This is a genomic window from Streptomyces sp. OZ13 (assembly GCF_052068155.1).
In the GTDB taxonomy this organism is placed as follows: Bacteria; Actinomycetota; Actinomycetes; order Streptomycetales; family Streptomycetaceae; genus Streptomyces.
Genome location: NZ_JBQHCZ010000002.1, coordinates 186,337 through 212,401 on the forward strand (window position 1 = coordinate 186,337; position 26,065 = coordinate 212,401).

22 protein-coding genes and 3 pseudogenes are annotated in these 26,065 nt (G+C 69.4%); 12 read left to right on the forward strand and 13 right to left on the reverse strand.

Annotated elements, in window-relative coordinates:
- Nucleotides 1-27: 27 nt before the first annotated feature.
- Together ACTMTU_RS04465 and ACTMTU_RS04470 are read right to left on the reverse strand one after the other, a co-directional pair.
- Entirely contained in the window at nucleotides 28-282 is a 255-nt protein-coding gene (locus tag ACTMTU_RS04465) for a helix-turn-helix domain-containing protein (RefSeq protein WP_441262121.1), read from the reverse strand.
- A complete protein-coding gene (locus ACTMTU_RS04470) occupies nucleotides 282-779 on the reverse strand; it encodes a DUF2975 domain-containing protein (protein ID WP_441262122.1) in 498 nt (165 codons plus the stop codon). The genes ACTMTU_RS04465 and ACTMTU_RS04470 overlap by 1 nt, the downstream gene beginning before the upstream one ends.
- A 175-nt stretch (nucleotides 780-954) precedes the next feature.
- Here ACTMTU_RS04470 and ACTMTU_RS04475 point away from each other — a divergent pair, with 175 nt between their 5' ends.
- The 4 genes and pseudogenes from ACTMTU_RS04475 to ACTMTU_RS04490 all read left to right on the forward strand — a co-directional run bounded on the left by ACTMTU_RS04475 (nucleotide 955) and on the right by ACTMTU_RS04490 (nucleotide 6,013).
- On the forward strand, nucleotides 955-1,800 hold the full coding sequence (locus ACTMTU_RS04475; RefSeq protein ID WP_441262123.1) for a GNAT family N-acetyltransferase: 846 nt from the start codon (nucleotides 955-957) through the stop codon (nucleotides 1,798-1,800).
- A gap of 592 nt (nucleotides 1,801-2,392) precedes the next feature.
- A complete protein-coding gene (locus ACTMTU_RS04480) occupies nucleotides 2,393-3,583 on the forward strand; it encodes a pectate lyase (RefSeq protein WP_441262586.1) in 1,191 nt (396 codons plus the stop codon).
- A 122-nt stretch (nucleotides 3,584-3,705) separates the two neighbouring features.
- On the forward strand, nucleotides 3,706-5,268 hold the full coding sequence (locus tag ACTMTU_RS04485) for a pectate lyase family protein (RefSeq protein WP_441262124.1): 1,563 nt from the start codon (nucleotides 3,706-3,708) through the stop codon (nucleotides 5,266-5,268).
- 147 nt (nucleotides 5,269-5,415) lie between these two features.
- Nucleotides 5,416-6,013 (forward strand): annotated as a pseudogene (locus tag ACTMTU_RS04490) (DUF998 domain-containing protein).
- 73 nt (nucleotides 6,014-6,086) lie between these two features.
- On the opposite strand, the gene polX reads toward ACTMTU_RS04490, so the two are convergent.
- Nucleotides 6,087-7,814: a DNA polymerase/3'-5' exonuclease PolX gene (gene polX, locus ACTMTU_RS04495; RefSeq protein WP_441262125.1), complete on the reverse strand. Its 1,728-nt coding sequence runs from the start codon at nucleotides 7,812-7,814 to the stop codon at nucleotides 6,087-6,089.
- Between the two features lie 182 nt (nucleotides 7,815-7,996).
- Here polX and ACTMTU_RS04500 point away from each other — a divergent pair.
- A pseudogene (locus ACTMTU_RS04500) lies at nucleotides 7,997-8,155 on the forward strand (NAD(P)H-dependent flavin oxidoreductase); the annotation flags it as partial.
- A gap of 301 nt (nucleotides 8,156-8,456) precedes the next feature.
- Entirely contained in the window at nucleotides 8,457-8,975 is a 519-nt protein-coding gene (locus ACTMTU_RS04505) for a nitronate monooxygenase (RefSeq protein WP_441262126.1), read from the forward strand.
- 246 nt (nucleotides 8,976-9,221) lie between these two features.
- Here the strand turns inward: ACTMTU_RS04505 and ACTMTU_RS04510 are convergent, their stop codons facing one another.
- The 3 genes and pseudogenes from ACTMTU_RS04510 to ACTMTU_RS04520 form a co-directional block, all read right to left on the reverse strand.
- Nucleotides 9,222-10,490 carry an MFS transporter gene (locus tag ACTMTU_RS04510; protein WP_441262127.1) on the reverse strand — a complete coding sequence of 423 codons (1,269 nt, stop codon included), beginning with the start codon at nucleotides 10,488-10,490 and terminating at the stop codon, nucleotides 9,222-9,224.
- 31 nt (nucleotides 10,491-10,521) lie between these two features.
- Nucleotides 10,522-10,809 (reverse strand): annotated as a pseudogene (locus tag ACTMTU_RS04515) (extracellular solute-binding protein); the annotation flags it as partial.
- 206 nt (nucleotides 10,810-11,015) lie between these two features.
- Nucleotides 11,016-11,261: a hypothetical protein gene (locus tag ACTMTU_RS04520; RefSeq protein WP_441262128.1), complete on the reverse strand. Its 246-nt coding sequence runs from the start codon at nucleotides 11,259-11,261 to the stop codon at nucleotides 11,016-11,018.
- A gap of 281 nt (nucleotides 11,262-11,542) precedes the next feature.
- Between ACTMTU_RS04520 and ACTMTU_RS04525 the strand changes: the two genes are divergently transcribed.
- Nucleotides 11,543-11,782, forward strand: coding sequence for a hypothetical protein (locus ACTMTU_RS04525; protein ID WP_441262129.1), 240 nt, complete (start codon nucleotides 11,543-11,545; stop codon nucleotides 11,780-11,782).
- A gap of 254 nt (nucleotides 11,783-12,036) precedes the next feature.
- Here ACTMTU_RS04525 and ACTMTU_RS04530 read toward each other — a convergent pair whose 3' ends face one another.
- Together ACTMTU_RS04530 and ACTMTU_RS04535 are read right to left on the reverse strand one after the other, a co-directional pair.
- Entirely contained in the window at nucleotides 12,037-12,519 is a 483-nt protein-coding gene (locus ACTMTU_RS04530) for a hypothetical protein (RefSeq protein WP_441262130.1), read from the reverse strand.
- Between the two features lie 786 nt (nucleotides 12,520-13,305).
- Nucleotides 13,306-14,378 (reverse strand): IS630 family transposase gene (locus ACTMTU_RS04535; RefSeq protein WP_441262131.1). Its coding sequence is split into 2 segments (ribosomal slippage): nucleotides 13,306-13,919 and nucleotides 13,919-14,378, totalling 1,074 coding nucleotides; the frame shifts between segments, so codons are not numbered across the junction.
- A 346-nt stretch (nucleotides 14,379-14,724) separates the two neighbouring features.
- On the opposite strand from ACTMTU_RS04535, the gene ACTMTU_RS04540 reads away from it, so the two are divergent.
- Entirely contained in the window at nucleotides 14,725-15,633 is a 909-nt protein-coding gene (locus ACTMTU_RS04540; RefSeq protein ID WP_441262587.1) for an IS5 family transposase, read from the forward strand.
- Nucleotides 15,634-16,046: 413 nt separating this feature from the next.
- On the opposite strand, the gene ACTMTU_RS04545 is transcribed toward ACTMTU_RS04540, so the two are convergent.
- Entirely contained in the window at nucleotides 16,047-17,189 is a 1,143-nt protein-coding gene (locus tag ACTMTU_RS04545; protein ID WP_441262132.1) for an extracellular solute-binding protein, read from the reverse strand.
- Nucleotides 17,190-17,311: 122 nt separating this feature from the next.
- On the reverse strand, nucleotides 17,312-19,978 hold the full coding sequence (locus tag ACTMTU_RS04550; RefSeq protein ID WP_441262133.1) for a SpoIIE family protein phosphatase: 2,667 nt from the start codon (nucleotides 19,976-19,978) through the stop codon (nucleotides 17,312-17,314).
- A 545-nt stretch (nucleotides 19,979-20,523) separates the two neighbouring features.
- On the opposite strand from ACTMTU_RS04550, the gene ACTMTU_RS04555 reads away from it, so the two are divergent.
- Nucleotides 20,524-22,587 (forward strand): SpoIIE family protein phosphatase, encoded by a 2,064-nt coding sequence (locus ACTMTU_RS04555; RefSeq protein ID WP_441262134.1) that lies wholly within the window; start codon nucleotides 20,524-20,526, stop codon nucleotides 22,585-22,587.
- A gap of 58 nt (nucleotides 22,588-22,645) precedes the next feature.
- Here the strand turns inward: ACTMTU_RS04555 and ACTMTU_RS04560 are convergent, their stop codons facing one another.
- The 3 genes from ACTMTU_RS04560 to ACTMTU_RS04570 form a co-directional block, all read right to left on the reverse strand.
- Nucleotides 22,646-22,894 carry a hypothetical protein gene (locus tag ACTMTU_RS04560; protein WP_441262135.1) on the reverse strand — a complete coding sequence of 83 codons (249 nt, stop codon included), beginning with the start codon at nucleotides 22,892-22,894 and terminating at the stop codon, nucleotides 22,646-22,648.
- Between the two features lie 71 nt (nucleotides 22,895-22,965).
- On the reverse strand, nucleotides 22,966-23,118 hold the full coding sequence (locus tag ACTMTU_RS04565; protein WP_441262136.1) for a hypothetical protein: 153 nt from the start codon (nucleotides 23,116-23,118) through the stop codon (nucleotides 22,966-22,968).
- A 140-nt stretch (nucleotides 23,119-23,258) separates the two neighbouring features.
- The gene (locus tag ACTMTU_RS04570) at nucleotides 23,259-23,474 is read right to left on the reverse strand and encodes a hypothetical protein (RefSeq protein WP_441262137.1); all 216 of its coding nucleotides are present in this window, start codon (nucleotides 23,472-23,474) and stop codon (nucleotides 23,259-23,261) included.
- A 462-nt stretch (nucleotides 23,475-23,936) separates the two neighbouring features.
- Between ACTMTU_RS04570 and panD the strand changes: the two genes are divergently transcribed.
- The 3 genes from panD to ACTMTU_RS04585 all read left to right on the forward strand — a co-directional run bounded on the left by panD (nucleotide 23,937) and on the right by ACTMTU_RS04585 (nucleotide 26,061).
- Nucleotides 23,937-24,359 (forward strand): aspartate 1-decarboxylase, encoded by a 423-nt coding sequence (panD, locus tag ACTMTU_RS04575; protein WP_441262138.1) that lies wholly within the window; start codon nucleotides 23,937-23,939, stop codon nucleotides 24,357-24,359.
- A 172-nt stretch (nucleotides 24,360-24,531) separates the two neighbouring features.
- Complete coding sequence (locus tag ACTMTU_RS04580) at nucleotides 24,532-25,362, forward strand: MBL fold metallo-hydrolase (RefSeq protein WP_441262139.1); 831 nt, start codon at nucleotides 24,532-24,534, stop codon at nucleotides 25,360-25,362.
- A gap of 51 nt (nucleotides 25,363-25,413) precedes the next feature.
- Nucleotides 25,414-26,061, forward strand: a complete 648-nt coding sequence (locus ACTMTU_RS04585; RefSeq protein WP_441262140.1) for an aspartate/glutamate racemase family protein — start codon at nucleotides 25,414-25,416, stop codon at nucleotides 26,059-26,061.
- Nucleotides 26,062-26,065: the final 4 nt, after the last annotated feature.

Sequence of the window (26,065 nt, forward strand, 5' to 3'; positions counted from 1 at the left end):
GCCCGTCGCGTCCGTGTCCGTTCCGCGTCAGCTGCCCGCCGCGTCGGCGGTCCGCTCCGCGCCGGCCGTCCGCGGCGCGTCGGCCTCCCAGCGCAGCAGGTCGCCCGGCTGGCAGTCGAGTGCCTCGCAGAGCGCGGCGAGTGTCGCGAAGCGCACCGCCTTGGCGCGGCCGTTCTTGAGTACCGCCAGGTTGGCGGGGGTGATTCCGACGCGTTCCGCGAGCTCGCCCACGGACATCTTGCGTTTGGCGAGCATGACGTCGATGTCGACGGCGATCGGCATCAGATCACCTCGTCCAGCTCGGCCTGCATCCGGGACGCCTCGACATCGCGCGCCACGGCCTGGGCGAGCAGCATCCGCATCACGAGCACGACGAGCGCGACCCCCAGGACTGCCAGGCCGGCCCCGCCCACCAGAAGGACGATGCCGGGGGCGACGGCTTCGCCCGGCGCCAGGACGGCCCCGAACGTGAACACGAGCAGGGCGGCCGCCACGACAGCGCCGATCACGATGTCCACGTATCGGAAGGCGGCGTGGGAGAACAGCGTGCCGCGCCGCACCATGGTCACCAGCCGCCACACGCACACCAGCACGACCTCGACCGTCACGATACCGAGGACCATGATCACCAGGACCGGGGTGCGCAGGTGTGCGACGTCCGCGTCGAGCTCCCTCATGTCGATGGCCAGCAGGGGCACCATCACCGCCTGCACGAACACCGAACCGGCGAGCAGCGCCACGATCACGGCGCGGAGCGCCAGCACTGTCAACTTTCCCATCGCTTCCCCTTCAATCGAACTGCGATGGAAATCTATCGACATTCGATAGGCGTGACAAGCTGCTCAGGCCTGCCCGGAGTCGGACGGCGTACGGCGCGGCCGAAGGCGCAGTGCCGTGCCCGCGAGCGTCCGGCCTGTGGAAAGTGCCCTGACGTCCCGTGATGGGATACGCCGCATGAGCGAGTCGTCCCTGCGTGACCGTATGGAGCGGTATTACGCCACTGTCCCACTCCTGTTCGCGGAAGCCGAGGAGTTCGGTCCCCTGCGCCTCTTCGTGCGAAAGGAGCCAGGCGCGCCCTATTACGGCGGCCCCGGTCATGCCCGCCCCGCCTTGGCGAACTCTGCCGTCACCGCCGCCGACATCGCCCTGGTGCGCGCCCGGCAGCGGGAGCTCGGAGTGCCGGAAGCGTTCGAGTGGCTCGCCGAGGTGACGCCCGCGCTGCGTGTACGCATCGAGGAAGCGGGACTCCCGGTCGCGGAACGCCCGCTGATGGTCCTCGATCCGCACCACCCGCTGCCCCCGCAGCCCCTCCCCGATGTCACGATCCGTGCCCTGGACGCCGACGATCCCGCCCTGCCCGCCGTACTCGCCCTCCCCGGGCCGGCCTTCGCGGCAGAGGGCACCGCGCGAGGGGAGGCGGGTCCGACGGAGCTGGCGACAGCGGCCGAAAAGCTGGCGGCCGACGACACGCCGGCAACGATCCGCCCGTCCCTGCGTGCCGGTCACAAGACGCTGGTCGCCGCCTTCGCCCCGGACGGCACCCCGCTGGCCGTCGGCCACTACCACCCGGCCGACGGCACCACCGAGATCGGTGGAATCGGCACTCTTCCCACTGCCCGCCGTCAGGGTCTCGGCGCCGCTGTCATGGCCGCCCTGGCCACCCACGCCCGCGACCACGGGGTACGCACGGTCTTCCTCGCCTACGCGGAGGAGGCGGTGGCCCGCATCTACGCCCGCCTCGGCTTCCGCGCGGCCGGTACGACCCTGTTGATCGCCAACCAGCCGGCGCGCGGGCAGTGACGTCAGCCGTCTGAGACAGGCCCGCGGGCGGCGACTTCGGCCGCCTGAGGGCCGAGCGGACGGTGATGTCGGCTGTCCGAGAACAGGCGCGGAATCCGTACGACGGGGATGACACCGCAGCACTCCCGGCCGGGTCCAGAAGACCCGGCCGGGGGCATTTCGGCACGCCTGCTCGGCGACGCAAGCGTTCAGTAGGCGGAACAGCGGCCACGAAACCGATACATAGAAAGCGCTTGCGAAAATCATTGACATGACCACACCGTGACGCCACTCTGAGTCCACCATCAGCAGGTCCACCCCGAAGAACCGGCTGAACCGGTTGATGTATTGACCGACCGTCAGGTGTGGCGTACCTTCCTCCGCAGTTCTCATATACGAACAATGTTCAGTATGTAGAACAGCGGGAGTCCGTGACGGTCTCTGCCACTACACCCCCACCACCCCACCGACTGGTACCTGCGGCCGACACCGCAGGTGGTGAAAGGAACGCCGAGTGAGCACACGGAACCACCATCGAAGAAGGCGCGGTCGTGCCGCCGCCTCTGTCGCAGCCGTCACCGCACTGATCGGCGGCGGCCTCACCGCCATGTGGATGACAGGCTCCGCGTCGGCCGCGGCGGCGGCCGGCTCGTACACCCTGAAGAACGTCAACAGCGGACTGTGCCTGGCGGTGCCCGGCGCGAACACCTCCGCCGGCGTCCAGCTCGTCCAGAACACCTGCAACGGCGCGGCCGACCAGACCTGGAAGCCGGCGGCCGCCGGCGGCGGTTGGACCCTGACCGCCGCCCACAGCTCCAAGTGCGCCGGTGTGCGGGACGCTTCCACCAGCGCGGGCAAGCCGGTGGAGCAGCAGACCTGCGGCGGTACGGCGACCCAGGTCTGGAAGCTGACGCAGGTCAGTGGCGACACCTATCAGGTCGTCAACAGCAACGGCGCCAAGTGCCTGAACGTCAAGGACAGTTCGAAGGCGGCAGGCGCCCTGGTCCAGCAGAACTCGTGCGACTCGGTGACCAGCAAGAAGTGGACCTTGACCGCGTCGGGCACGGTCCCCACGGACCCGACCGACCCGCCGACCGATCCCACCGACCCGCCGGCGTCGTGGCCGACGGCCAACGGCAGCCAGGCGGTGACCTCCACCATCTCGGTCACGGGCACCTACGACGGTGGCATGAAGCGTCTGTACGGCAGCGGTGACCTGGGCAGCGACGGCCAGAGCGAGAGCCAGCCGCCGATGCTCCGGCTGGCGGACGGCGCCACCCTGCAGAACGTCATTCTCGGCGCCCCAGCCGCGGACGGCGTGCACTGCGACGGCACCTGCACGCTCAAGAACGTCTGGTGGGAGGACGTCGGCGAGGATGCCGCGACCTTCCGCGGCAGCTCCTCCTCGACGGTCCGCACGGTCGAGGGCGGCGGTGCGCGGAAGGCGGCGGACAAGGTCTTCCAGCACAACGGCGCCGGCACGTTGATCATCAAGAACTTCCAGGTCGAGGACTTCGGGAAGCTGGTCCGCTCCTGCGGCAACTGCTCCACGCAGTACGCCAGGCACATCCAGATCGTCGACACCAAGATCACGGCTCCCGGCGACACCCTGGTCGGAATCAACACCAACTACGGGGACACGGCGCGGTTCTCCGGCATCACGATCCACGGGGACTCGGGCCGCGACATCGACATCTGCACGAAGTACAGGGGCACGACGAGCGGCGAGCCCACCCAGATCGGCACGGGAGCGGACGGCACGCACTGCCTCTACTCCTCGTCCGACATCCGCTACGTCGACTGACGCGCGCCGCGGGGCGAGGTGCCCCGCAGACCCTGACGGCCCTGAAGGCGCCGGGCGGCCACCGGACCAAGCGCGCCATCCGGCAGAACACCCCCCATTCGAAGACGAAAAGCGAGGCAAGAATGAAACATCCAGTCGCACTACGACTTTCCGCGGCGCTGGCCACAGGCGCCCTCGCGGCCGTGGCCGGTGTGGCTCTGACGATGCCCGAGGCGTCGGCCGCCACCGGCGGCGTCACCGGCTACGCCACCCAGAACGGCGGGACCACCGGCGGCGCGGGCGGCCAGACGGTGCGGGCCACGACCGGAACCGCGATCCACGCGGCCCTGTGCAACCGGGCCAGCAGCAGCACCCCGATCACCATCCAGGTCGAGGGGACCATCAACCACGGCAACACCAGCAAGGTCTCGGGCGCCAGTTGCAACACCGCCGACGGCGTGATCGAGCTCAAGCAGATCAGCAACGTCACGATCGTCGGAGTGGGCGGGGGAGCCGTCTTCGACCAGGTGGGCATCCACATCCGTGAGGCCCGCAACATCATCATCCAGAACGTGACCGTCCGGAACGTCAAGAAGTCGGGTTCGCCCACGTCCAACGGCGGCGACGCCATCGGCATGGAGAGCGGCGTCCGCAACGTCTGGGTCGACCACACCACACTGGAGGCGTCGGGCGGTGAGTCGGAGGGCTACGACGGCCTGTTCGACATGAAGGACAACACCCAGTACGTGACCCTGTCCTACAGCATTCTGCGCAACTCCGGCCGCGGCGGCCTCGTCGGCTCCAGCGAGAGCGACCTGTCCAACGGCTTCGTCACCTACCACCACAACCTGTACGAGAACATCGACTCCCGTGCGCCCCTGCTGCGTGGCGGCATCGGCCACATGTACAACAACCACTACAAGAGCCTCAACGAGTCCGGCATCAACTCCCGTGCCGGCGCCCGCGCCAAGGCGGACAACAACTACTTCGAGGACTCCAAGGACGTCCTCGGCACCTTCTACACCGACGCGGCCGGCTACTGGCAGGTCAGCGGCAACATCTTCGACAACGTGACCTGGTCGAGCCCGAGCAGCGACAACAACCCCGCCGGCCCGGACCCGAAGTCCAACACGACGGTGGGCATCCCGTACTCCTTCAGCCTCGACGGAGCCAGTTGCGTGCCGGGCGTCGTGAGCCAGACGGCCGGCGCGAACAAGGGCCTGCGGGTCTCGGACGGCAACTGCTCGCCGCAGACGCCGGACCCGACCACGCCCGCCCCGACCCCGACCACCCCTGCGCCGGACCCGACCACCCCGGCGCCCACCCCGACCCAGCCCAGCGGGACCAACCTCAGCATCGGAGCCGGCTCCGACGGCACGAGCAAGGCCGACGGCACGAGCTATGGCAATGTGCGGGACGGTGACATGAGTACCTACTGGTCGCCGGCCGGCTCGACCGGTTCCGTCTCGGTCAAGTGGGGCTCCGCCACCACCGTTTCGAAGATCAACATTCGGGAGGCGTCGGGCTCCGTGGGCAGCATCGGATCGTGGAGGGTCGTCAACCACGACACCGGCGCCGTACTGGCCTCCGGCAGCGGCGCGGGCGTGATCACCTTCCCCCTGACGTCGCTGCAGAAGATCACCTTCGAGATCACCGGCTCGACGGGGACGCCGCGGATCGCGGAGTTCGAGACCTACGCCGGTTGACGGCGGGCGTGCTGCCGTGCGGCGGGTCCGGGGAGCCGGATCCGCCGGACGGCGTCGGCGCGGAGTCGCGGTCGGCCCGGACCCGATCGGACTGCACCACCTGCGTGCTCGCGGCGGACGGAAGATCGCGCGCTTTACGGTGGGCTGATGCGATCTGTTCCCAGGTGGACCCTGATCTCGTCGGGGTGTGCTCCTGTCGTCCTGGTCGGAGGCTGGACGGTCGCCGCACTGCTGCAAGGCCCTGCCTACGACCCCGCCACTCAGACGATCAGCGTTCTGGCGGCCTACGGGGCCGAGGGATTCGGGGTGATGACCGGAGCGCTCCTCGCCCTGGGCGTCTGCCATCTGTTCACCGCCTTGGGGGTGCGCCCGGCCGCGCTCGCCGGACGTGTGGCGCTGGCCGGAGGGGAGTGGCGGCGTTCGCGGTGGTTCTGATCCCCGCGCCCAGCAGCGGCGGATCCTTGCGGCACGGGTCGGTCGCCGCGGTGGGCTTCGCACTCCTCGCGTGTGGCCGGTGCTGGCCGACGACCACGGCGGAGCCGCGCCATGGGGACTACGGCCCCTGCCCTCGCTCGTGGTGACCGTTCTGATGGGCGTGGGTGCAGTCTGGTTCCTGATCGAGACGAACCGCCACGGTGTCGCAGGCGTCGCCGAACGCCTGGTGACGTGCATGCAGTCCGTATGGCCCTTGGTGGTCGTTGCCTCCTGCCTTCTGCACCCCGACGACGAAGGACCCTCGAAATGACCGCGGCCGGCCGTCGGATGTGACGGGGCCGGGCGGACCGGTGTCTGCGCCACAGTGCGGCGTCCGCGGTTCGTCAGGCGCCCTTCTTGCCCAGGAACCGGCGCAGCTTGGTCAGCGGCCAGGTGTTGATGACGTCCTCCTTCGTCAGCCAGCCACGCTGCGCCGTCGCCACCCCGTAGCGCATGTACGGCAGATGTGTGATCGCGTGCGCGTCGGAGTCCACGGCGAACTTCACGCCGTACCGCTTCGCGCGCAGGATGTCCTCGTCGCACAGGTCGAGGCGCTCGGGATGCGCGTTGATCTCCAGAGCGGTGTCCGTCCGCGCGCAGGCGGCGAAGACGGCGTCGAAGTCGGCGTCGATGCCCGGGCGCTTGCCGATCCGGCGGGTCGTGGGATGTCCGATGACGGCGACGTGCGGGTTCTCGCAGGCGCGGACGAGACGGCGGGTGAGTTCCCGCCTGCTCTGGTTGAAGTGCGAGTGGACCGAGGCCACACAGATGTCGAAATCCGCGAGGAACTCGTCGGGCCAGTCCAGGGTGCCGTCCGGACCGATGTTGAGTTCGGTGCCGTGCAGCAGCCGCATCTTGTGGTGCGTGCCGTCGAGCGCGCGGACCCGCTCGCGCTGGGCCAGGATCTTCTCCTTGGTCATGCGCTGCATGTACAGGTTGGGGGCGTGGTCGGTGACGGCGTAGTACGCGTAACCGCGGGCGGCAGCGGCGGCGACCATGTCTTCCAGCGGGGCCAGGCCGTCGGTGAAGTCGGTGTGCGTGTGCAGATCGCCGCGGATGTCCTTCTCCGACAGGAGGTCCGGCAGCTCGCCGTTCAGTCCGGCCACGATCTCACCGCGGTCCTCGCGCAGCGTCGGCGGGATCCAGGGCAGACCCAGCCTGGCGTAGATCTCCTCCTCCGTCTCGGAGGTGATGCTCTCCCCGCTCTCGGCGTCGAAGAGCCCGTACTCGGACAGCTTCAGCCCTCGACGCACCGCGATCTCGCGCGTGCGGATGTTGTGGGCCTTGGAGCCGGTGAAGTATTGCAGCCCCGCGCCCCACGAGGCCGGAGGAAGGACCCGTAGATCCACCTGAAGTCCGGTGGTGGTGCGCACCGACGTCTTCTTCTGCCCGTGTGCGATGACCTCGGCCGTGTGGGGCAGGGCCGTGAGGGCGTCCATGAAGGGGGCCGACCGGTGCGCCGCCACCAGGATGTCGACGTCCCCGATCGTCTCCTTCATACGGCGCAGGGACCCCGCGTACGCGCACCGGACACAGCCGCGGACGTCCGACAGCTCGGCGACGAGCTGTTCGGCGACGTCCATGGCGGCGTTGACGAGCATCCGGCCCTCACCGGCCCTCTGGAGCACCGAGATGCCGTGCAGGAGGTTGCTCTCCGTCCGCTCTCCGAAGCCCTTCAGATCGCGCAGCCGTTCCTGGTGAATGGCGTCGAGCAGCTGGTCGACGGAGGCGACCTCGAGCTCCTCGTACAGGACCATGGCCTTGCGGGGCCCGAGCCCCGGAATCGTGATCAGCTCCCGCACCCCGGCCGGCACGGACGACCGGGCCTCCTCGACGACGGACATACGGCCGGTCCGCAGGTACTCCATGATCTTGTCGGCGACGGACCTGCCGACGTTCGGGATCTCGCGCAGCCCCTCGGCATCGAGCTTCGAGACGTCCTCCGGGTGACCCCCGACGGCGCGGGCGGCCTTCTCGTAGGCGCGCGCCTTGAAGGCCTCCCCGCCGCGGATGGCGATGAGGTCGGCGTACTCCTGGAGCAGCGCCTCGACCTGGTCGTTGGCTCGGGCCATGTCTCCAGGGTGCCCCCGCCCGCCCCCGGTGGGCACGCCGGGGCCCGGGCGCCGGCCGGGCGTGCGGAAGCGGTGCCTCACTCCCGGCCCGCGTACCGAGGGCGGACCGACTGCCGGCGCAGCAGGGTGGGCGGCAGCGGCTCCGCTCCACCTGCCCGCGGCGCCGGAAGGAGGAGGCGGCGATGCTCCGTACGCGGCTGTGCGACGTACTCGGTATTGATGTGCCCGTCATCGGCGCACCGTACGGGCCGTACGAACAGGTCGATCTCGCCGCGGCCGTATGCGGGGCGGGAGCCCTCGGCAGCCTCGACACTGCGGTGAGCCCGGTCGCCGACCTGCGGCGCCAGTGGGCCCGGATGCGGGAGCTGACCGACCGGCCCTTCGCCGTCAACCACACCCTGCGCCCCCTGAACGAGGAGGCGTTCCGGGCGACGCTCGACGAGCGCCCGGCCGCGATCTCCTTCCACCTCGGGGTCCCCGACGACCTGGTCGGGCGCGCCCATGACGCGGGCATCCTGTGGATCCAGCAGATCATGGACGTCCAGCAGGCCGAGCAGGCCGTCCGCGCGGGCGTGGACGTCGTCCTCGCCCCAGGGCGGCGAGGCGGGCGGCCAGGGTGGCGAGGCGGGCACCATGGTGCTGGTGTCCCAGGTCGTGGACATCGCGGGAGAGATTTCCGTCGTCACCGCAGGCGGCATCGCGGACGGCCGGGGGCCGGCGGCGGCGCTGGCCCCCGGAGCCCAGGGGGTGGCCATCGGCACGCGCCTGCTCGCGTCGGTGGAGATGGGAATCGCCGAGGAGTGGAAGAACCGGATCGTCGCGGCCGAAGCACGCGACACGATCAAGCCGGCCCACAGCGACAGGTTCATGCCGCCGTTCTCGCGACCTGATGCCTGTGGCTTCCCCCGCTCGCTGCGCACCCCCTTCCTCGAGGACGTGGAAGCGCAGCCCGAGCGGGTGCAGCCGGCGGAAGCCGGTCCCCGCATCGTGGAGGCCGTGCTCACCGGACGGGGGCACGAGATCCTGCCGTTCACCGGACAGTCCGCGGCCCTCGTCCACGACATCCTTCCGGCGGCCGAAATCGTGCGACGGATCGTCGACGACGTGGAGACGATCCTGCGCCGCACCGCCGACGCGTGCACGCGCAGTGCTCCGCGTTGAACGCCCGTGCCGGATCACCTCCGCATGTGCGGCAGATCCGCCCTGAACTTGCTGCCAGCACGCCCGTTGCCCTTCCGGCCCACTCATACGGACGAACGAACCACCGTGCGAAAAGCCACGATCTGAAGATCTGCACGCCCTGAGGGCGTGGTCCGCGGTGACCGTCTGCTCCGTCGCCGACTGGGAGCGACATCTCAACGAGCAACGCCCCTGCCATCGGGCAGGGCGTTGCTCGAGATGGTCTGTTCAGGATGCCTCTTGATCGGCGGGTTTCTCGATCTCCGTGGTCACCCGTGCCCCTCGGAAGAGCACCGGGAGCCACAGGAGACATGCCAGCAGAGGGACCGCGGCGTAGGTGGCCATGCCCGCACTGGAGCCCAGTCCGTCCATGAGTGCGCCGAGGGCGAGATAGCCGATGCCGATGAGCGCCGACTCCACGAATGCGATCATCGACAGCAGGCTCGCCCGGTGGCGTGACGGCACGGCCTCGTTGAACACGTTGTCCACGATCACGGTGGTGATCTCGGGAATTCCGACCAGGACCAGCCATGCGGCGATGGTGACCCAGACAAGGCCGAGGCCGCTCAGGCCGAGGGCCGCGGCGAGCGTCAGGAGAGACACCGGGACGATGACCCGATACCCGATGCGCCGGTCCGCGCGGTCCGACAGCAGCGGAGTGAGCCCGCCGACGAAGAATCCCGCCGAAATGACCACGCTGACCCATGCCGTGCCCGCTCCCTGATCGGAGAGGGTCTTCTGCGTAAAGATGATGTACGGCGTCAACGTCGCATGCATCAATCCGGACACCACGACAAGCGTCACGAGAGCCGGCGTGGCGACCCGAAGCATCGCCCGCCATGCGGTGGCGTCGCCGTGCTCCTCGGCTCCGTCCTGCTCGTCCACCGCGTCCGCGCCGCGGATCTCGGGCACCCGTGACATCAGCACCACCACAGCCAGGGCGAGGCACGCCGCCGAACCGACGTAGACGACTCCCCAGGAGATCTGCTGCAGTTGGCCGCCGAGGACGATGGCGGCTCCCGAGGTGACCGTCCCGAGCATGGTGAACCGGGACTTGATCTTGACGTAGCTGGCCGTTGCACCACGACGCACGAGCAGGTCGTACAGCAGGGCCGTGTCCGAGCCGGACACACATGCCATGCCCACGCCCTGCCCGATGAACAGCGCCAGGAACACCCAGTAGTGGGAGAACGTCCCCTGGCCGAGCAGACATCCAGCTATCAGCATCTGGCCGATCACGATGCTGGCACGCCTGCCGATCCGGTCGGCGATGACTCCCGTGGGCAACTCCGCAAGTCCGCTGACCAGGTAGAGCAGTGTCTGGAGTAGGGCCACTTCCGCGGCGGAGAAGCCTCGTTGCTGAAGGAAGAGGACGAATACACCGCGCTGGAACAGCGTGTTGGCGAGCACGGCGTATACGTAGAACGGGCGCGTGACACTTCGTGCTTCATTGTCGACTGCAGCCGACCCGCTAAGGGCCTCCGTGGTGCCGGTCATGCTGCGGGCTCCCTGGTGACTCCGGTGATCATTAGTGTTGGGCCTCCGCCGCCGACCGGAACCTCCAGTTGATACTTTGCGCAGGATGTTGGGCGAACTCCGCTGCCAAGTCGGCCTTCTTGGTGGCCTTCGATACGGACAGATACCACGGGCCCGGTATGCCGGCGATGCCCGCGTGGCCGGCGATCACCGGGGCAGCGCCCACCTTGCCGTGGACCGGCGAGTCCTTCGGGACCAGCGGGAAGGCGTGTGCCCAGAACCGCGTCATCGCGGTCTTGCCCTGATTGAACAGGTTCTGCGCGCCACCCCAGTCGAGTTGCTTCGCGTCGGGCGCTGACCTCGGCCCGGTTGTTGAGGTCGCTGCAGAAACGGAGAGCGTCCACGTGCTGCTGGTTGTCGATGATCACCTTGCCCTGGTCGTCAAGGACCACGCCGGGCGAACCTGCCTGCAGGACGTGGGCGAGCCACTCGGTCTCGACCGCCCCCTTCACATCGGTGCCGTAGAGGGCCTTCTTACCCTGGGTGTCACGGGTGAAGAACGCACGCGGCGTCGGAGAACTGGCCCCAACTCGTCGGCGGGGCGAGCGGATAGCCGTACTTCTTCTCGAAGGCCGCCTGCTCCTTGGCGTCCTCGAACAGATCCCTCCGGTAGAACAGGATCTTGGAGTTGGTCCAGGCCGGCATGCCGAGATACCGTCCCTTCACCTGCGCGCCGGAAGGCAGTCGCCACATGATCGGCTGGATGAACAACTGGCAATACGGCAACCGCATCCCCTCCGCGCGCAGAGTATCCCCCGCGAGATGGCGCTGGCCACGGTCGACGGAAAGATCCGGCTGACCCAGCGGCCGGTGCGGACGGTCGCCTCCGTTGCGCGAAGGGCCCGTGGTGACCGCCGTATGGCAGCGGGGCGGCCACCCGTAGAACCACTGCCCGCAACGGCGGGCGGCCAGCACCCCCGTCGGGTGGAATGGGTGGGTACGCAGGCCGCCACCGTTCTTTCGGGCCGTCCCTCCGGGGCTGTCAGCACCGGTTCCGCCGGTCCTCACTGCGCGTGCTGTGCGAAGCCGGTGGCAAGCAGGAACTGCGAAAGATCGCCGAGCTGTCCAAGAAGAAGACCGGCACCTCGGTGACCTTGGTCGAGCTCCCCTACGACGGACTGTTCAACCGGCTGCTCGGCGAATTCAGTTCGGGAGCCGTGAGCTTCGATGTCGCGGCCCTCGACGCGATTGGCTTCCCGCTTTCGCAGAAGGAGCTCTGCTTCCTCTCGACCACCTGTTCACCAAGGCGGTGAAGAAGGACCAGTTCCTTCCCCCATCCAGGGGCCGGCCGCCGCCCACCTTGAGTTGGCGTACGGGCTGGTCACGGAGAACGCCGGGGACGTGAGCGTGCCGGGGCCGGCGTCATCGCCGTGGAAACTGTCGACGTAGCCCCTGCCCTCGACTCCCTTGACGCCCGGCGGCACGTTCTTCGGGCTGCCGGGTTCTCCGGCAGCCGCTGTGTCGACGACCGCGAGTCCACGTCTGCGCGTGGCAACGACTTCGGGACTCAGACGATCGACTTGATGGTCTTGTCCGCGTACCGCAGCGTCTCGTCGATGGCCTGGTCCATCTCGCGCAAAGCGTCGGGCTTAGCCGTGAGGAGAGCACTGACGTTGATGCTGCTCACGGCGAGGAGGCATCCCGCCACGGTCAGGAACTGCTGGTACCGTTCCTGCCTCTCATGCCCAAGCGATTCCCAGTTCCGGGGCTCCGGCGGCAGGCTTACCATCCACTTCTCAAGGGCGTGGGTGCCGTGGACGCTGACGTATTCCATGATGGCCGTGGCGCGATGTAGTACGTCGATCATCGTGTCGAAGCCTTGCTGTGACTGATCCAGAGCCGCCTCCGCAGCTTCGACCTCGGTGCGGAGACGCTCCTCCTCCTCCTCCTTCTTGTTGCGGCGCTGCCTCAAGACGTAGAAGCCGGCGGCGGCCAGCGCTGCCGCCGGGGCGGCGACCATGCCTGTGAGCAGGAGAATTCCACCCGCCATGCCTGCACCGCCTCCAGCCAGCGTGCCCTCCTGTAGAGGACCTTGGGTGTGTTCCTGTCGCGGATGACGATCGCCGGTTTGGCCAACCGGCGATCCGCGGCTGTATTGCCCGCTGCTTCGGCCGCTCAACTCCCTTGTTCGACCATGGGTGCTGCTTCCCCAGAAGCGGAGCAGAAGGGGCGGCTTCGGGCAGTCGATCCATGGCGGTGCGCGGCCCACTCCCGGTCGACCACCTTCGTTCGTGACTGCCGTCCAGACCGTCGGAGTGACGGTGATCACGGACGCCTTTTGGAAGGTGCTGCGTAGGCTTGTGCCGTCGTCGCGGCGAGTCCGGGAGAGCGGGCGAAGCCCTCCTGCAGTCGCCTGACGATGCGTCAGAGAAGTCGGCGTGTGGGCAGCGTGAGTCCTGAAAAACCTGGGACTGCTGCCCGGACACGCGACTCGTTATAGGGTAAGGAAACCGCCCTTGACCTGCAAAAACGCAGGCAGGGAGCCTAGATCCAGGAGTGCCTCGATGATGCGTACAATGTTCAAGTCCAAGATCTAGCGTCTGGATGTTTCCGCAGGTCAGAGCCCTGATTGCCGCCTGCAGGTCAGCAAACGGTCAGCATGAGGCCGGCCGGTGTCCGGCTTGCTGACCTGAACCCGCAGCATGGGCCTCCTGCGCCGCTAGCACCCTGCTCGGAGGCTTGATACGTGGCTCGACAGCTCGCTCGTGGGATGGGGTCGTGCGGTTGTTCTAGGCCGACCCGTTGCCCCTGAGGCTGAAAGGGTGGGGTGACGGGATTACGAGGGCTCCAGTCCCAGTCCGGTCTCGGCTATGAAGCCGCTGAGGACCTCGGGGCGGCGTTGGATGCCGCGCAAGCGGTTCTTCACGAGTGGGGTGAGGTCTTCGACCGTGCGGGGTGTGAGGTTGGCCAGGGACTTCTTCCGATGGGCCCATACGCCTTCGACGGGATTGAGGTCGGGCGCGTAGGGCGGGAGCTTGACGATGGTCAGCCAGTCACGGTTGCGGTCGCAGAACTCCCGCAAGGGCTTGGCGTGGTGGGTGCTGGCGTTGTCCCACACCACGATCAGCGGAGCACCGAGTTGCCGGTGGGCATCAGTGAGGAGTTCGGCGAACTCGCGGGCCCGGAAGCCCTTCTTCTCGCCCGTACGGCCCCGGTAGGTCTGCGTCCGGTAGATCAGCCTGGTTTCGCGGCCCGGTCTGACGCAGATCATCCCGGCCTTCAGGACCCGGCCGGAGCCCTTGCCCGTCACCTTGGCCACCGGCGTCCGTCCGCGTCTCGACCACGTGCGGCCCTTGCCGGGTTTCAGGTCCTGCCCGGCCTCGTCCTCGAAGACGATCCACGCTCCCAGGAGCTGCGCGGTCCTCTTACCCGTGACCACTGCTCCGTCCGCCAGGCGGCGACGGCCTGTTCGTCTCGCTCGACGGCCCGGTGCGTGGGAACTTGCGGTGACCAGCCCAGCCGGTGCAGCAGGTAGGACACCCCGCGCGGGGTGAACCGGTACCCGAAGAGTCTGTGGATCAGCTCGGCCACTCTGGCCAAGGTCCACCGCTGGTCCTCCGTCCAGCCGTGCGCCGCCGGTCCGGCCTCCAGCTCCACCTGCAGCCGCTCCGCCTGGGCATCGCCGAGCCGGCACGGAAAGCCGCCGGCCCCCTTGGACGCCAGGGCCGCTCTGCCGCCCTCCCGCCAGGCGGCGTGCCAGGCGTATGCAGACTTCCGCGACACCCGTAACCTGCGGGCCACCTCCGGCGGCCGCACCCCCTGCTCGAACATTTCCGCGGCCTCGAAGCGCACCGATTCACGCTTCGCCCGCCCCGCAGCGGTCAAGCCGCCGCCATCCGCGTACCTCATGACGACGATGTAGCACCGCCAACGCCCGTTGTCACCCCACCCTTTCAACCTCAGGCACAGAGGACGGTCCGGACGAATGGCCTGTGGTCGTGTACAAACGACTGGACGACGCCTGGAAGCGCTACGACTGCGGAATGGTGGAATTCCTCGTCCGCATCTTCCGGGCCGAGTTTGCGAGGAACCCGATTTCTGCAACAGCCATGTGGGGGGTCTCCGCGCCACTGTTCCTGACGCGCCGAGAGGCGACTCGGATCAAGGAGTCGGGCCGGGACCCCTGGGAGGGTGTTGTCGAGTAGCGGGCGGCAGCGGCCGCTCACCTAGGACCTGTCTGATAATTGATCTTGTGGTGGGTCGTGGTGAGCTGACGGATGCGGCATGGGAGCGGAGAGCGCCTCTGCTGCCGGGTGTTGATGGGCGAGGTCGGCCGTGGCGGGATCACCGGCAGGTCATCAACGGGGTGTTGTGGCGGTTGCGGACCGGTGCTCCGTGGCGTGACCTGCCGGAACGCTATGGGCCGTGGCAGACGGCCTATGAGCGGTTCGCCCGCTGGGAGACGGACGGAACCTGGGCCCGCCTGCTCGAGCAGGTCCAGGTCCGGAACGACTCCGTCGGGGCGGTGGAGTGGACGGTGTCGGTCGACTCCACGATCAACCGAGCCCACCAGCACGCCGCCGGCGCCCGTAAAAAAGGGGCGGCGACGGGGGACGAACTGGAAGATCCGGCACGCACGACGGCTGGCCAGGCGCTCGGCCGGTCCCGCGGCGGGCTGACCACCAAGGTCCATCTCGCCTGCGACGGCCGTGGCCTGCCCCTGGCCGTCGTCGTCACGCCCGGCAACGTCAACGACTCCACCGTCTTCGACGAGGTCATGGACGCCTTGCGGGTGCCTCGGGCCGGCTCCGGGCGGCCCCGCCGCAAGCCCGACGCGGTCATCGCGGACAAGGCGTACTCGTCCCGGGCGATCCGCCGGTCCCTGCGGCGCAGGGGTATCCGGGCGGTGATCCCGGAGCGGGCGGATCAGAAGGCCAACCGTGTGTGGCGCGGACAGACCGGCGGCAGGCCGCCGGCCTTCGATCGCGAGCTCTACAAGGCCCGCAACATGGTCGAGCGCTGCTTCAACCGCCTCAAGCAGTTCCGCGCGATCGCCACCCGCTTCGACAAACTGGCCACCCGCTACAAAGCCGGAGTCCACCTCGCCTCACTGATCCTCTGGCTCCGCGAACCCACCCAAGATCGTTTGTCAGACAGGTCCTAGGGGCCGCACCGCCTGATTCGGCACTGTACGGAGGCCGTCGGGGGCAACCCGGCGGCCTCTGTCGTGTCCCGGGGGCGGCGGATGTGCCCCGGGCCGGCCGGGCTTGTCGACCCCGACCCGTTAGGGGGAACCTCTGGCCTGGAGTGGACATCGTGACGCACTCGTTCCCCGCTCTCAACGTCGACGAAGTGCCAAATAGCAGGGCGTAGTCGACAGTCCGGCGCTCTAGTAAAGATCCACGAAATGTGGTGGGTTGATCACTGATAGTTGTCACCCCGCTGCGGAGGATCCGCATGCGTACAGTCGTGAGCCCGGGAGTCGACCGCATCGCGACCCCGGGTTCCCGCGCACCTCACCAACTGCCCGCGCACGGTCCGGGCGGGCGCACGCCTGGCCAGGAGCGCCCTTGGCCCTCAGCTCGAGACGGCCTCGGCCCAGCCGCGGTTGACGGTCTCTCTTGCCTTCTCCCTCTGCGCCTCCGTCGGGAACGTCGGCGTGCCCTCGACCGTCGGCAGTTTCTCCGCGGCGGCCTTGTCGAGGGTGCCGTGCTTCTCCATGGCGTCCATGAGGACGGGGCGTGCATAGGCGCCGAGCCGGAGGTTCTGGCCCTCCGGGCTGAAGACGTACTCCTGCCACAGACGTGCCGCCGCGGGGTGCGGAGCATCTTTGTTCACCCCGTTCGCGTAGTACTGAGCGAAGCTGCCGTCGAAGGGGATGGCGGTCCGCCAGTCGACGTCCGTGCCATTCTCGCGGAATTCGTCGGCGTATCCGAGGTTGAGGAAGTCCCAGTCGATGCTGATCGGGGTCTGGCCCTTCGCGATCGTGGCCGGGGTGGATTCGACCGGGATGAAGTTGCCGTTCTCGCTGAGCTCGGCGAAGAAGTCGATGCCGGGCTGGACGTCGTCGAAGGAACCCCCGTTCGCGAGGGCCGCCGCGTAGACCCCGGCGAAGGCGGAGCCGGACTTGGTGGGGTTGCCGTTGAGCGCGACCTTGCCTTTGTACTCGGGCTTGCGCAGGTCGGCGAAGGTCGCGGGGCAGGTCTTGACGCGCTTGGCGTCACAGCCGATCGAGATGTATCCGCCGTAGTTGTTGTACCAGCGGGCCCGGTCGTCCTTCTGTTCCTTGGGGATCTCGTCGTACGCGGCGACCTTGTACGGAGCGAGCAGGCCCTGCCGTGCCGCGGACTGCGCGAACGAGCCCCCCACGTCGATCACATCGGGGGCGCGGCCTCCGCCCCTGTGCTCCTTCAGGGCGTTGATCTCGTCCTGGCTGGTACCTTCCGGGTTCTCCACCATGACCTTGATCCCGTACTTCTTCTCGAAGCCGTCGATCAGTGCGCCGTAGTTGGCCCAGTCGCTCGGGAGCGCGATCGTGTTGAGCGAGGCCTCTTTCTTCGCCGCTGTGGTCAGTGCTGCCATGCCGCCGGCGTCCGCGGCGGAGGTGGCCACCGCAGGTGCTCTGGGCGCGGTGGTGGGCTTGTCTCCGCAGGCGCCGAGGGGCGCCGCGAGGACCAGGCAGGCGGCGACGAAGGCTGTCCGGAGACGAGGTGCGGGCACAAAGGCTCCATAACGGGCGGTCGCGTACTGATCGAGGCCAGCGTACGTTCGGCGGCCTCGGCAGCGCAGTCCCAGACGGTGGTGTCCGCTGTCTTCCCTGCGGCTGCCGTACCGGCGCGTTCTCAGAACCCCTCGTCGTCCCACCCGGCCAGGAGCGCCTCCCCGAGATCCATCGCGGGCGGTGCGGCCCCGTCGTGGAGGGCCTGCTCGCTCCAGATGATCTTGCCGCGGGCGGTGTAGCGGGTGCCCCAGCGTTCGGCGAACTGCGCGACGAGGAACAGGCCGCGACCGCCCTCGTCGGTGGCCTCGGCCCGGCGCAGGTGCGGGGAGGTGCTGGACCCGTCGGAGACCTCGCAGATCAGGCTGCGGTCGTACAGCAGCCTCACCCGGATGGGCTCGGTGCCGTAGCGGATGGCGTTGGTTATCAGCTCGCTGAGGATGAGTTCCGTGGTGAAGGCGATGTCCTCCAGGCCCCAGTCCGCCAGTCGGCGGGCGCAGGCGTTGCGCACCGGGGACACCGCCGCAGGGTCGGGCCGCACGTCCCACTCGGCGATCCGCGCGGGGTCCAGTCGGCGGGTGCGGGCCACCAGCAGCGCGACGTCATCGCTGGGCCTGGTGGGCAGCATCGCGTCGATCACCGCGGTGCAGGTTTCCTCCGGGGTGCGGGCGGGCCCGGCCAGGGCGGCGCGCAGCGCTGCCAGGCCCGCGTCCGGATCGCGGTCGCGGCTCTCGATCAGCCCGTCGGTGAAGAGTGCCAGCCGGGAGCCCTCGGGCAGGGTGACCGTCATGGTCTCCATGGGCAGGCCCTCGCCCAGGCCCAGCGGCGGGGAGACCGGCACCTCGGGGAAGGACACGGTTCCGTCGGGGCGGACCAGAGCGGGGCCCGGATGCCCGGCGGTGGCGGCCGTCACCTGCCCCGAGACGGGATCGTAGATGGCGCACAGGCAGGTGGCTCCGGTGATCCCCTGCCACTCCTGCTCGTCGGTGTCGATGTGGGCGACCAGCTCGTCCAGGTGGCTCAGGAGTTCGTCCGGGGGCAGGTCGAGGGTGGAGAAGTTGTACACGGCGGTGCGCAGACGGCCCATGGTGGCGGCTGCGTGGAGACCGTGGCCGACGACGTCGCCGACCACCAGGGCCACCCGGGTGCCGGGCAGCGGGAGGACATCGAACCAGTCACCACCCACACCGGCCTGGGCAGCCAGATAGCGGTGCGCGACCTCGACGGCGGACTGCTCCGGTACGCCTCGGGGCAGCAGGCTGCGCTGCAGGGTGACGGCCATGGTGTGCTCGCGGGTGTAGCGGCGAGCATTGTCGACGGCCAGTGCCGCCCGGGCGGTCAGCTCCTCGGCGAAGGACACGTCCTCCTCGTCGAACGGCGGGGAGTCCTGCCCCCGCCAGTAGCCGGCCATCCCCAGCACCACGCCCCGGGCCCGCAGGGGCACGGCGATCAAGGAGTGGATGCCGCGGTCCAGGATCTGCAGGGCGTTGGCCGGGTCCTGGGTCCGCCAGCGGTGGGTGGCGCGCAGGTCCGCCTCCAGGACCGCACGGCCGTCGGCCAGCCCGGCCGCCATGGGGCTGGTGGGAACGAACCGGATCAGCTCGCCGACGGGGTAGAGCGGGTGGTCGCCCTGAAGGCCGACGGCGGCGGTGCGGCGCATCTCGGTGCTCGCTTCGGTCGGCTCCTCGCCGCGCAGCACCGGGTCCAGCAGGTCGACCGTGACCACGTCGGCGAACCGTGGGACCGCCACCTCCGCCAGTTCCTCCGCAGTGCGCTCGACGTTCAGCGTCGTTCCCACCCGCACCCCCGCGTCGTAGAGCAACTTCAGCCGCTCGCGGGCCACCTCGGCCCTGCCGGAGAGTGCCCGCAGCTCGGTGGTGTCCCGCAGCGTGACGACGGTCCCGGCCTGCCCGTAGGGGGCGGTGGGCCGGATGTTCACCGACAGCAGCCGATCGGCTGCCATGTGCAGCTCGTCGGTCGCGGAACGGCCTGAGGCGATCGGCTCGGCAATCCCCTCCTCCAGACCCAGGTCCGTGACGGGGAGGCCTTCCGCGTCCACGGGCAGACGCAGCAGCCGCCGCGCCTCGTCATTGGCCAGCAGCAGCCGTCCGCCGCCGCCGACGATCAGCACGCCCTCCCGCACCGCGTGCAGCACCGCGTCGTGGTGCTCGTACATCCTCGTCATCTCGGCCGGTCCCAGGCCATGGGTCCGGCGCAGCAGCCGACGGCTCACCAGAGCGGTTCCGCCCGCGGACAGGGCGAGCACCGCGGCTGCACTGCCGAGGACGACCGGCAGTTGCCGGTTCACCATGCTCTGGACGTTCTGGACCGTGACCGGGGCGGAGACGATGGCGATGACGCGGCCGTCGGAGTCCTTGACGGGGACCACCGAGACCACGGACTGCCCCAGGGACCCTTCGAACGTCTCGGTGAAGGACTTGCCGGCCGCCGCCTCGGAGAAGGGGCCGACGACGTGCTTCCCGATCTGCCGCGGGTCGCTGTGGGCGAGGGTGACCCCGGAGAGTGTGTACACGTTGATGCCGTCGACCCCGGCGATCTTCCGGGCCGCCTCGGCGCTCGGCTGCAGCACCGCGCTCGGATCCGGGCTGCGCAGGGCCGCGACGATTCCCGGAGATTCCGCGAACGTTCCGGCGGCGGCGAGCGTACGGTGCCGGGCGTCCACCGTGCCGGCGCTCCCGGCCTGCACCACGAGCGCCACCACCGCGGCGGCGACGAGCAGCACCACGACGGCCAGCTGCAGGAGGAACACCTCGCCGGCCACGCTGCGCACGCTCAGAAGGGAGGACAGACGCTGCGGCCGCCGCGCCTTTCCCTTGGGGGGCTGCGCGTGCTCCTGACGCTCCTGGTGGCTTCCTGAGCGGGGACGCCGAGGGGGAGAGGAAGAGCTCGTGGTCGAGCCGAGCAGCCGACGTCGGACGTGTCCAAGTAGCTCGCTCATACTCCATTTTCTAACCTCTATGGGCCGTCGGCAGCGGGGAGCGACGGTCGCCGAGCTAGCGATCCGGGCCCCCTCCGTAGAGCGAGGGTGTGGCGCGGCGCGTGGGGGCGCGAGCGGGATCCGGGCCGCCGCCGCGCTGATGTGGATCCCACGCCCACACGCCGTGCAAGAAGTCATGCTGATTCAGGAAAATGGAGGGGTGGACGGGACGAGCTCAACGACGTGCCGGCCGCCGCTACCGCACTGCTGCGCTGAGCCGGCCACCGGCGGCCGGGGGCGTTTCTCGCGGCTCAGTCCTCGCCACGGCGCACTTCGCGCCGCGGAATGCCCATGGTGTCCGGATAATGGATGGAACGGCGAGTGGAAGGGGACATCTCGTGCCATCGGCTCGGCCCGGGGGCGAGGAGACCCACGGCCCGTTCTGGTCCGAGCCGGGGACGCTGCTCGAGCACGTGCCCGTGGCCGTCTTCGGCCTCGATGACGGGGACCTCGTCTGTTACTGGGGGCCCGGCGCGCGGGACCTCTTCGGATATGACGCCACCGCCGTCCTCTCGAAGCCCGGCGCCGTTCTCTTCGCCGACGGGCCCCGGGGCGCCCCCGATCCGTGCGCCCGGCTGACCGAGCGAGGCCGGACCCAGGGTTACTGGAGGGGGCGGCTGCCGGCCCGGCATCGTGACCGCACCGTCTTCGACTGCGGCTTCCGGGCCTTCTCCGTGACTGGATCCGGCGGACCTTCGGTGGTGATGGTCCTGGCGAGCCGTAGTGACGAGCTCGATCGGGTCAAGACCAACCTCGCCTTCCTCGACGCGCTCTTCGAGACGTGCCCCATCGGTCTGGTCATGCTCGACCAGGACCTCCGGTACGTCCACCTCAACCAGGCGCTCGCCGACATGGACGGTCTGCCGATCGAGGCCCACCTCGGGCGGCGCATGGACGAAATCATGATCATGTCCGACGGTGGCGAGTACCAGCGCATGCTCCGCGGCGTCGCCCTGGGCGGAGCACCGGTCGTGGGGACCCTGGTGGGCATGCGTCCGCGGGGGCATCCGGACCGTGATCAGGTGCGGTCGGTGAGTTTCTTCCCCCTGAGCCAGGCGGTCGGCTCGCGCCCCGGAGTGGGCGGGCTGATGCTGGACGTGACCGACCGGGAACAGGCCATCCTGGAAGCCACCGCCAGCCGTCGACGGCTGGCTCTGCTGGACGGGGCCTCCACTCGCATCGGGACCACCCTGGACGTGAACGTCACCGCCCAGGAGCTGGTCGACGCTTCAATGCCGGACTTCTGCGACGGCGCCGTGGTCGAGGTCGTGGAGCGGATGGACGAGGTAGAGGACTTTGACCCGGCGCGACCGCTGTTCACCCGCAGAATCGCCTCCGGCACGATCCTGCCCCCTCCGGCCACCGAACTCGTGAGCGGGGTAGAGAGGGTGCGGTATCCGCCCGGCTCCGTCATCCACGACATGCTGAGGACCGGTCGCGCCATCTCCGCCGTGGTGAACGAGGAGTTCCTTGCCCGGACCGTCCTCATCGAGTCACGCGCACGGCTCTTCGCCGAGAGCGGGTTGGCCTGCGTCCTCGTTGCCCCGCTCATCGCCAGGGGTACGGTCCAGGGAATCGCCATGTTCGGCCGGTCCACGGGCCGGCGGGCCTTCACCCGGGACGATGTCAGCCTGGCCAGTGAGCTCGCCTCACGGGCTGCGATCTGCCTGGACAACGCCCGTCTGTACAGCCGCGTCCAGGACATCGCCCTCACCCTGCAGCGGGCGTTGCTGCCCAGCGCGTTGGCGACCAGCCCGTACGTGGACGTGGCCCACCGGTACGTACCCGGCAGTCGGATCACCGAGGTCGGCGGCGACTGGTACGACGTGATCAGCCTGCCCGACGGCCGAGTCGTTCTAGTGGTGGGCGACGTGATGGGCCACGGTGTGTCGGCCGCCGCCGCCATGGGCCGCCTTCGTATCACCACCAAGGCTCTGGCCAGGCACGACAGCGAGCCTGACGACCTCCTCGCCGAGCTCGACGCATGCGCCCAGGAGGCCGGCATCGAGCTGGCGACGTGCCTGTACATCGTCTACGACCCGAAGAGCGGAGGAGCCCGCATCGCCAGCGCCGGCCACCCCCCGCCGTTGGTACTCCGGCCGGACGGCACAGTGGAGACCATCGACGACGTCCTGGGAGTCCCTCTCGGTGTCGGCGGCTGTCCTTTCCGGACGATCGAGATCGAACTCCCCGGGAACGCGAGTCTCGCCCTGTATACCGACGGCCTCATCGAGACACGAGGCGCGGACCTCGAGGTCGGCCTGAAGGCATTGCGCGCCGAACTGGGCAGGGCCCCAGGCCCGTTGGAAGCAATGGCGGACCGCATCCTCGCGAGCCTGCTGCCCGCCCCGCCGGCCGACGACGCGGTTCTGGTCCTCGCCCGCGTCCGCCGCGCCCATTGAGGAGGCGTCGAGTCTGGTGTGTCTTGGCAGCCGCTGCATAGCTCGTGTGCAGCTCCGTTCAGGACAGCGAGCCTGGCTCGTCAACCAGCGCGACACCCTCGTGCGCGTCGACCAGCACCGAGCCGCCGGCCGCACGGGCCGCCGTACGCACCTGCTGGTAGGCGGCCAGCGAGAGGCGGGCCCGCAGTAGGTCACGGCGGACTGTGACCACGTCGGCCGGGTGGCCGGCCCGCGCGTACCGTTCGCAGACGAAGCTGGCCAGTTCCTCGTCCGGTCCCCAGGCGGACTCGGGAACTTCTCCGCCCATCCCTTGGGGTTGGCCCGCCAGGCGGCCACCACCAATTCGCGCGCCCGGGCCATGCCCGGCTCACCCAGCACCTACCGGTAGTCGAACAGATCCGTGTCCGTGGCGTCGTTGGCGTCGTCCAGCAGGTGGCTCACGAGCCACTCGGCGGTCTCCACCGGATCGGGCCGGGCGGTCAGGCAGGCCCTCCAGGTGGGCCTCGGAGCCCGCAGGGCCTCGCGGGCCATCTCCACCGCGTCGGCCGCCCGGCCGCTCTCCGTCAGCGCCCGCAGGGCGGTGACCGCCTCCGCCGCCTGCTGCCCGTATGCGCGGGCGTCGGCGTACTCGACGTATCCGTAGCGGGCGAAGGGACGGGATTCGAGGAGGCTCAGGATGCGCTCCCGGTGTCCTCCCCGGCGGCGGCCGCACGCAGCTCGAGGCGGCGGCGCAGGTCACGGTCGCCTGCAAGCTGTTCCCGTACCAGGGCGAGCAGTTCCTCGCGGGTACGGAACTCCAGCCAGGCGTCCAGCAGCCGGGTACGCGACGCGGCGGCCGACCGCTGTCGAGGCACGGATTCGGCCTGCCCCAGGACAGCCAGGCCCACGCCACACAGTGCTTGTAGAAATTGCCCTCCCGCCCGTACGGGCAGTCGCACCAGCCGGCGAGCCCGCCGTCCTCGTCCTCGGTCAGCTCGACCTCGTAGGCGTCGCTTCCGTCCATGGTCGCGGTGATCGCCGCGTCCTCGATCTCCAGCCGGGACACCGCGGACAGATAGCCGAGCCCCCGCTCGAAGGAGCGCGCCCTGGCGAGCCCGCGCAGGTCTTCTTTGGTGAAGCCCAAGGCATGTGTCACGGCATTCATTGAACCGGACGGGAATCACTCACCACCGGATGTTCAGGATGGTCCGACCTGGCCTGATGGTGCGTCAGAAAAGTCAGCAACGGGTCAGTGTGAGCCCTGAAACACCTGGAGAAAGCTGACCGAACATGCGAATCGTTATAGGGTCCGGAGACCGCCCTTGACCTGCGCGAAGCAGGCAGGGAGCAGATATTTCGGGAGTTTCTTCATGTTTCGGACAATGTTCAAGTCCAAGATCCACCGAGCCACTGTCACCCAGGCCGACCTGCACTACGTCGGGTCCGTGACCGTCGACCGCGATCTCATGGACGCCGCCGACCTGCTGCCGGGCGAGCTGGTCCACATCGTCGACATCACCAACGGCGCGCGCCTGGAGACCTATGTCATCGAGGGGCAGCGCGGCTCCGGTGTGATCGGGATCAACGGTGCCGCCGCGCACCTGGTGCAGCCCGGAGACCTGGTGATCCTCATCAGCTATGCCCAGGTCGAGGACGCCGAGGCCCGCACCCTGGTGCCCAGCGTCGTGCACGTCGACGCGGACAACCGGATCGTGGCGCTGGGCTCCGACGCCTCCGAGCCGGTCCCCGGCAGCGACACCTCGCGCAGTCCCCAGGCGGCTTCCGCCCTCTGAGGGCGCGCGGGCGAAGCCTGCCGCCGGGGAGCAGACTGGGAGCAGAAGTGTTCCGGCCCGGCGGTGGGCACGCGTGCAGCGTGGGGCGGGCGGTGACCGCGGTGCCTCCTGCGGGCTTCGCGGCGCAGGACCGCGGCGCCGCCCCTGTGAAGCGGGGGTTTCGGAGACCGCCATGACTGTTCACAAGGTCGGTCAGGACATCAGCGTCATCAACGACTGCCTCGAAGTACCCGGCATCGGCTACCTCGCCGTCAACGCCTTCGTGCTCCACGCGGCGGAGCCCGTCGTCGTCGACACCGGCGTCGGGTTGCCGGACCGCGACTTCCTCGGCGCGCTCGCCGCGGTCGTCGATCCCGGGGACGTCCGGTGGATCTGGCTGACGCATCCCGACCGTGATCACACCGGAGGGCTGTTCGCGCTGCTGGACGCCGCACCGCGCGCGCGTCTCGTCACCACTTTCATCTCCGTCGGCATCATGTCGACGGAGCGCCCGCTCCCGTTGGACCGCGTGTATCTCCTCAACCCCGGCCAGAGCCTCGACGTCGGCGACCGAACACTCAGGGCGTTCCGGCCGCCGCTGTTCGACAACCCGGCGACCACCGGGTTCTACGACGACACGTCGCGCGCCTGCTTCAGCTCCGACTGCTTCGGCGCCCCGATGCCGACCGCGGAGCTGGCGACCTCCGACCATGCCGGCGACGCCACGGACGACGAGCTGCGCGACGGGCAGCTGCTCTGGGCCACCGTGGACAGCCCGTGGATCCACAACGTCGACACCGCCAAGTACCTGGCCGGCGTCCAGCCGTTGCGCGAGATGGCGCCGGAGGCGGTCCTCAGCACACATCTGCCCCCGGCCGTGGGCATCGCACCGCGGATGATCGACACCATCTCCCGGGCCCCGGGCGCCGACCCCTTCGTCGGGCCGGACCAGGCCGCGCTCGAGCAGATGCTGGCCTCGTTCGAGCCGGAGGGGACCCCGTCGGCCCCGGTCGTGCCCGGCTGAGGCCGTCCACCGTGGTCAGCGGCGGCGTGTGACGGCGCTAGCATCGCGATCATGCTGGCGCTGCTGCACACATCCCCCGTCCACATACCCGTCTTCGACGCGCTGAGGGACAGCGACCACCCGTCCCTGGAACTACGGCACCTCGTCCACGCCGACCTGCTCGCCCGCGCGATGGCCGAAGGCCCGCAAGCCGTCGCCGCCGCGGTGGACGCGGTCCTCGCCGGGGCGGTCGCCGAAGGCGCCACCGCGGTGCTGTGCACCTGCTCGACGATCGGCCGGGTCGCGGAGGCCTGCGCGCCACGCCTCGGCGTCCCGGTACTCCGGGTGGACCGCCCGATGGCCGCCGCCGCGGCCCGGCACCGGCGGATCGTCGTGGTCGCGGCGGTGCGCAGCACCCTGGCACCGACGGACGCCCTCATCAGGGAAGAAGCCGCCGGGCGTGACATCGACCTGAGCACGCGGCTCGTCGAGGGCGCATGGGAGCGTTTCGAGGCTGGGGACCACGACGGCTACCTGGACGCCGTGGCCGGGGCCCTCGACGATGTGCGCGACGCCGACGTCATCGTGCTCGCCCAGGCCTCGATGGCGGGCGCCGCCGGCCGCACGAGCAGCGCGGTGCCCGTCCTCTCCAGCCCCGGGACGGGCTTCCGCGCGGCCGCCGCCGCGGCCGACGCCCGACCCGCGGACGCCTCAGCGTGACTGG

What these genes read in the sequence shown, in the direction of transcription:
- panD (WP_441262138.1), top strand. Translation starts at nt 23,937, where the DNA reads ATGTTTCGGACAATGTTCAAGTCCAAGATCCACCGAGCCACTGTCACC.
- ACTMTU_RS04530 (WP_441262130.1), bottom strand. Translation starts at nt 12,519, where the DNA reads ATGGCGGGTGGAATTCTCCTGCTCACAGGCATGGTCGCCGCCCCGGCG.
- ACTMTU_RS04510 (WP_441262127.1), bottom strand. Translation starts at nt 10,490, where the DNA reads ATGACCGGCACCACGGAGGCCCTTAGCGGGTCGGCTGCAGTCGACAAT.
- ACTMTU_RS04475 (WP_441262123.1), top strand. Translation starts at nt 955, where the DNA reads ATGAGCGAGTCGTCCCTGCGTGACCGTATGGAGCGGTATTACGCCACT.
- ACTMTU_RS04580 (WP_441262139.1), top strand. Translation starts at nt 24,532, where the DNA reads ATGACTGTTCACAAGGTCGGTCAGGACATCAGCGTCATCAACGACTGC.
- ACTMTU_RS04520 (WP_441262128.1), bottom strand. Translation starts at nt 11,261, where the DNA reads ATGCGGTTGCCGTATTGCCAGTTGTTCATCCAGCCGATCATGTGGCGA.
- ACTMTU_RS04585 (WP_441262140.1), top strand. Translation starts at nt 25,414, where the DNA reads ATGCTGGCGCTGCTGCACACATCCCCCGTCCACATACCCGTCTTCGAC.
- polX (WP_441262125.1), bottom strand. Translation starts at nt 7,814, where the DNA reads ATGGCCCGAGCCAACGACCAGGTCGAGGCGCTGCTCCAGGAGTACGCC.
- ACTMTU_RS04470 (WP_441262122.1), bottom strand. Translation starts at nt 779, where the DNA reads ATGGGAAAGTTGACAGTGCTGGCGCTCCGCGCCGTGATCGTGGCGCTG.
- ACTMTU_RS04560 (WP_441262135.1), bottom strand. Translation starts at nt 22,894, where the DNA reads ATGGGCGGAGAAGTTCCCGAGTCCGCCTGGGGACCGGACGAGGAACTG.
- ACTMTU_RS04480 (WP_441262586.1), top strand. Translation starts at nt 2,393, where the DNA reads ATGACAGGCTCCGCGTCGGCCGCGGCGGCGGCCGGCTCGTACACCCTG.
- ACTMTU_RS04485 (WP_441262124.1), top strand. Translation starts at nt 3,706, where the DNA reads ATGAAACATCCAGTCGCACTACGACTTTCCGCGGCGCTGGCCACAGGC.
- ACTMTU_RS04565 (WP_441262136.1), bottom strand. Translation starts at nt 23,118, where the DNA reads ATGGCCCGCGAGGCCCTGCGGGCTCCGAGGCCCACCTGGAGGGCCTGC.
- ACTMTU_RS04465 (WP_441262121.1), bottom strand. Translation starts at nt 282, where the DNA reads ATGCCGATCGCCGTCGACATCGACGTCATGCTCGCCAAACGCAAGATG.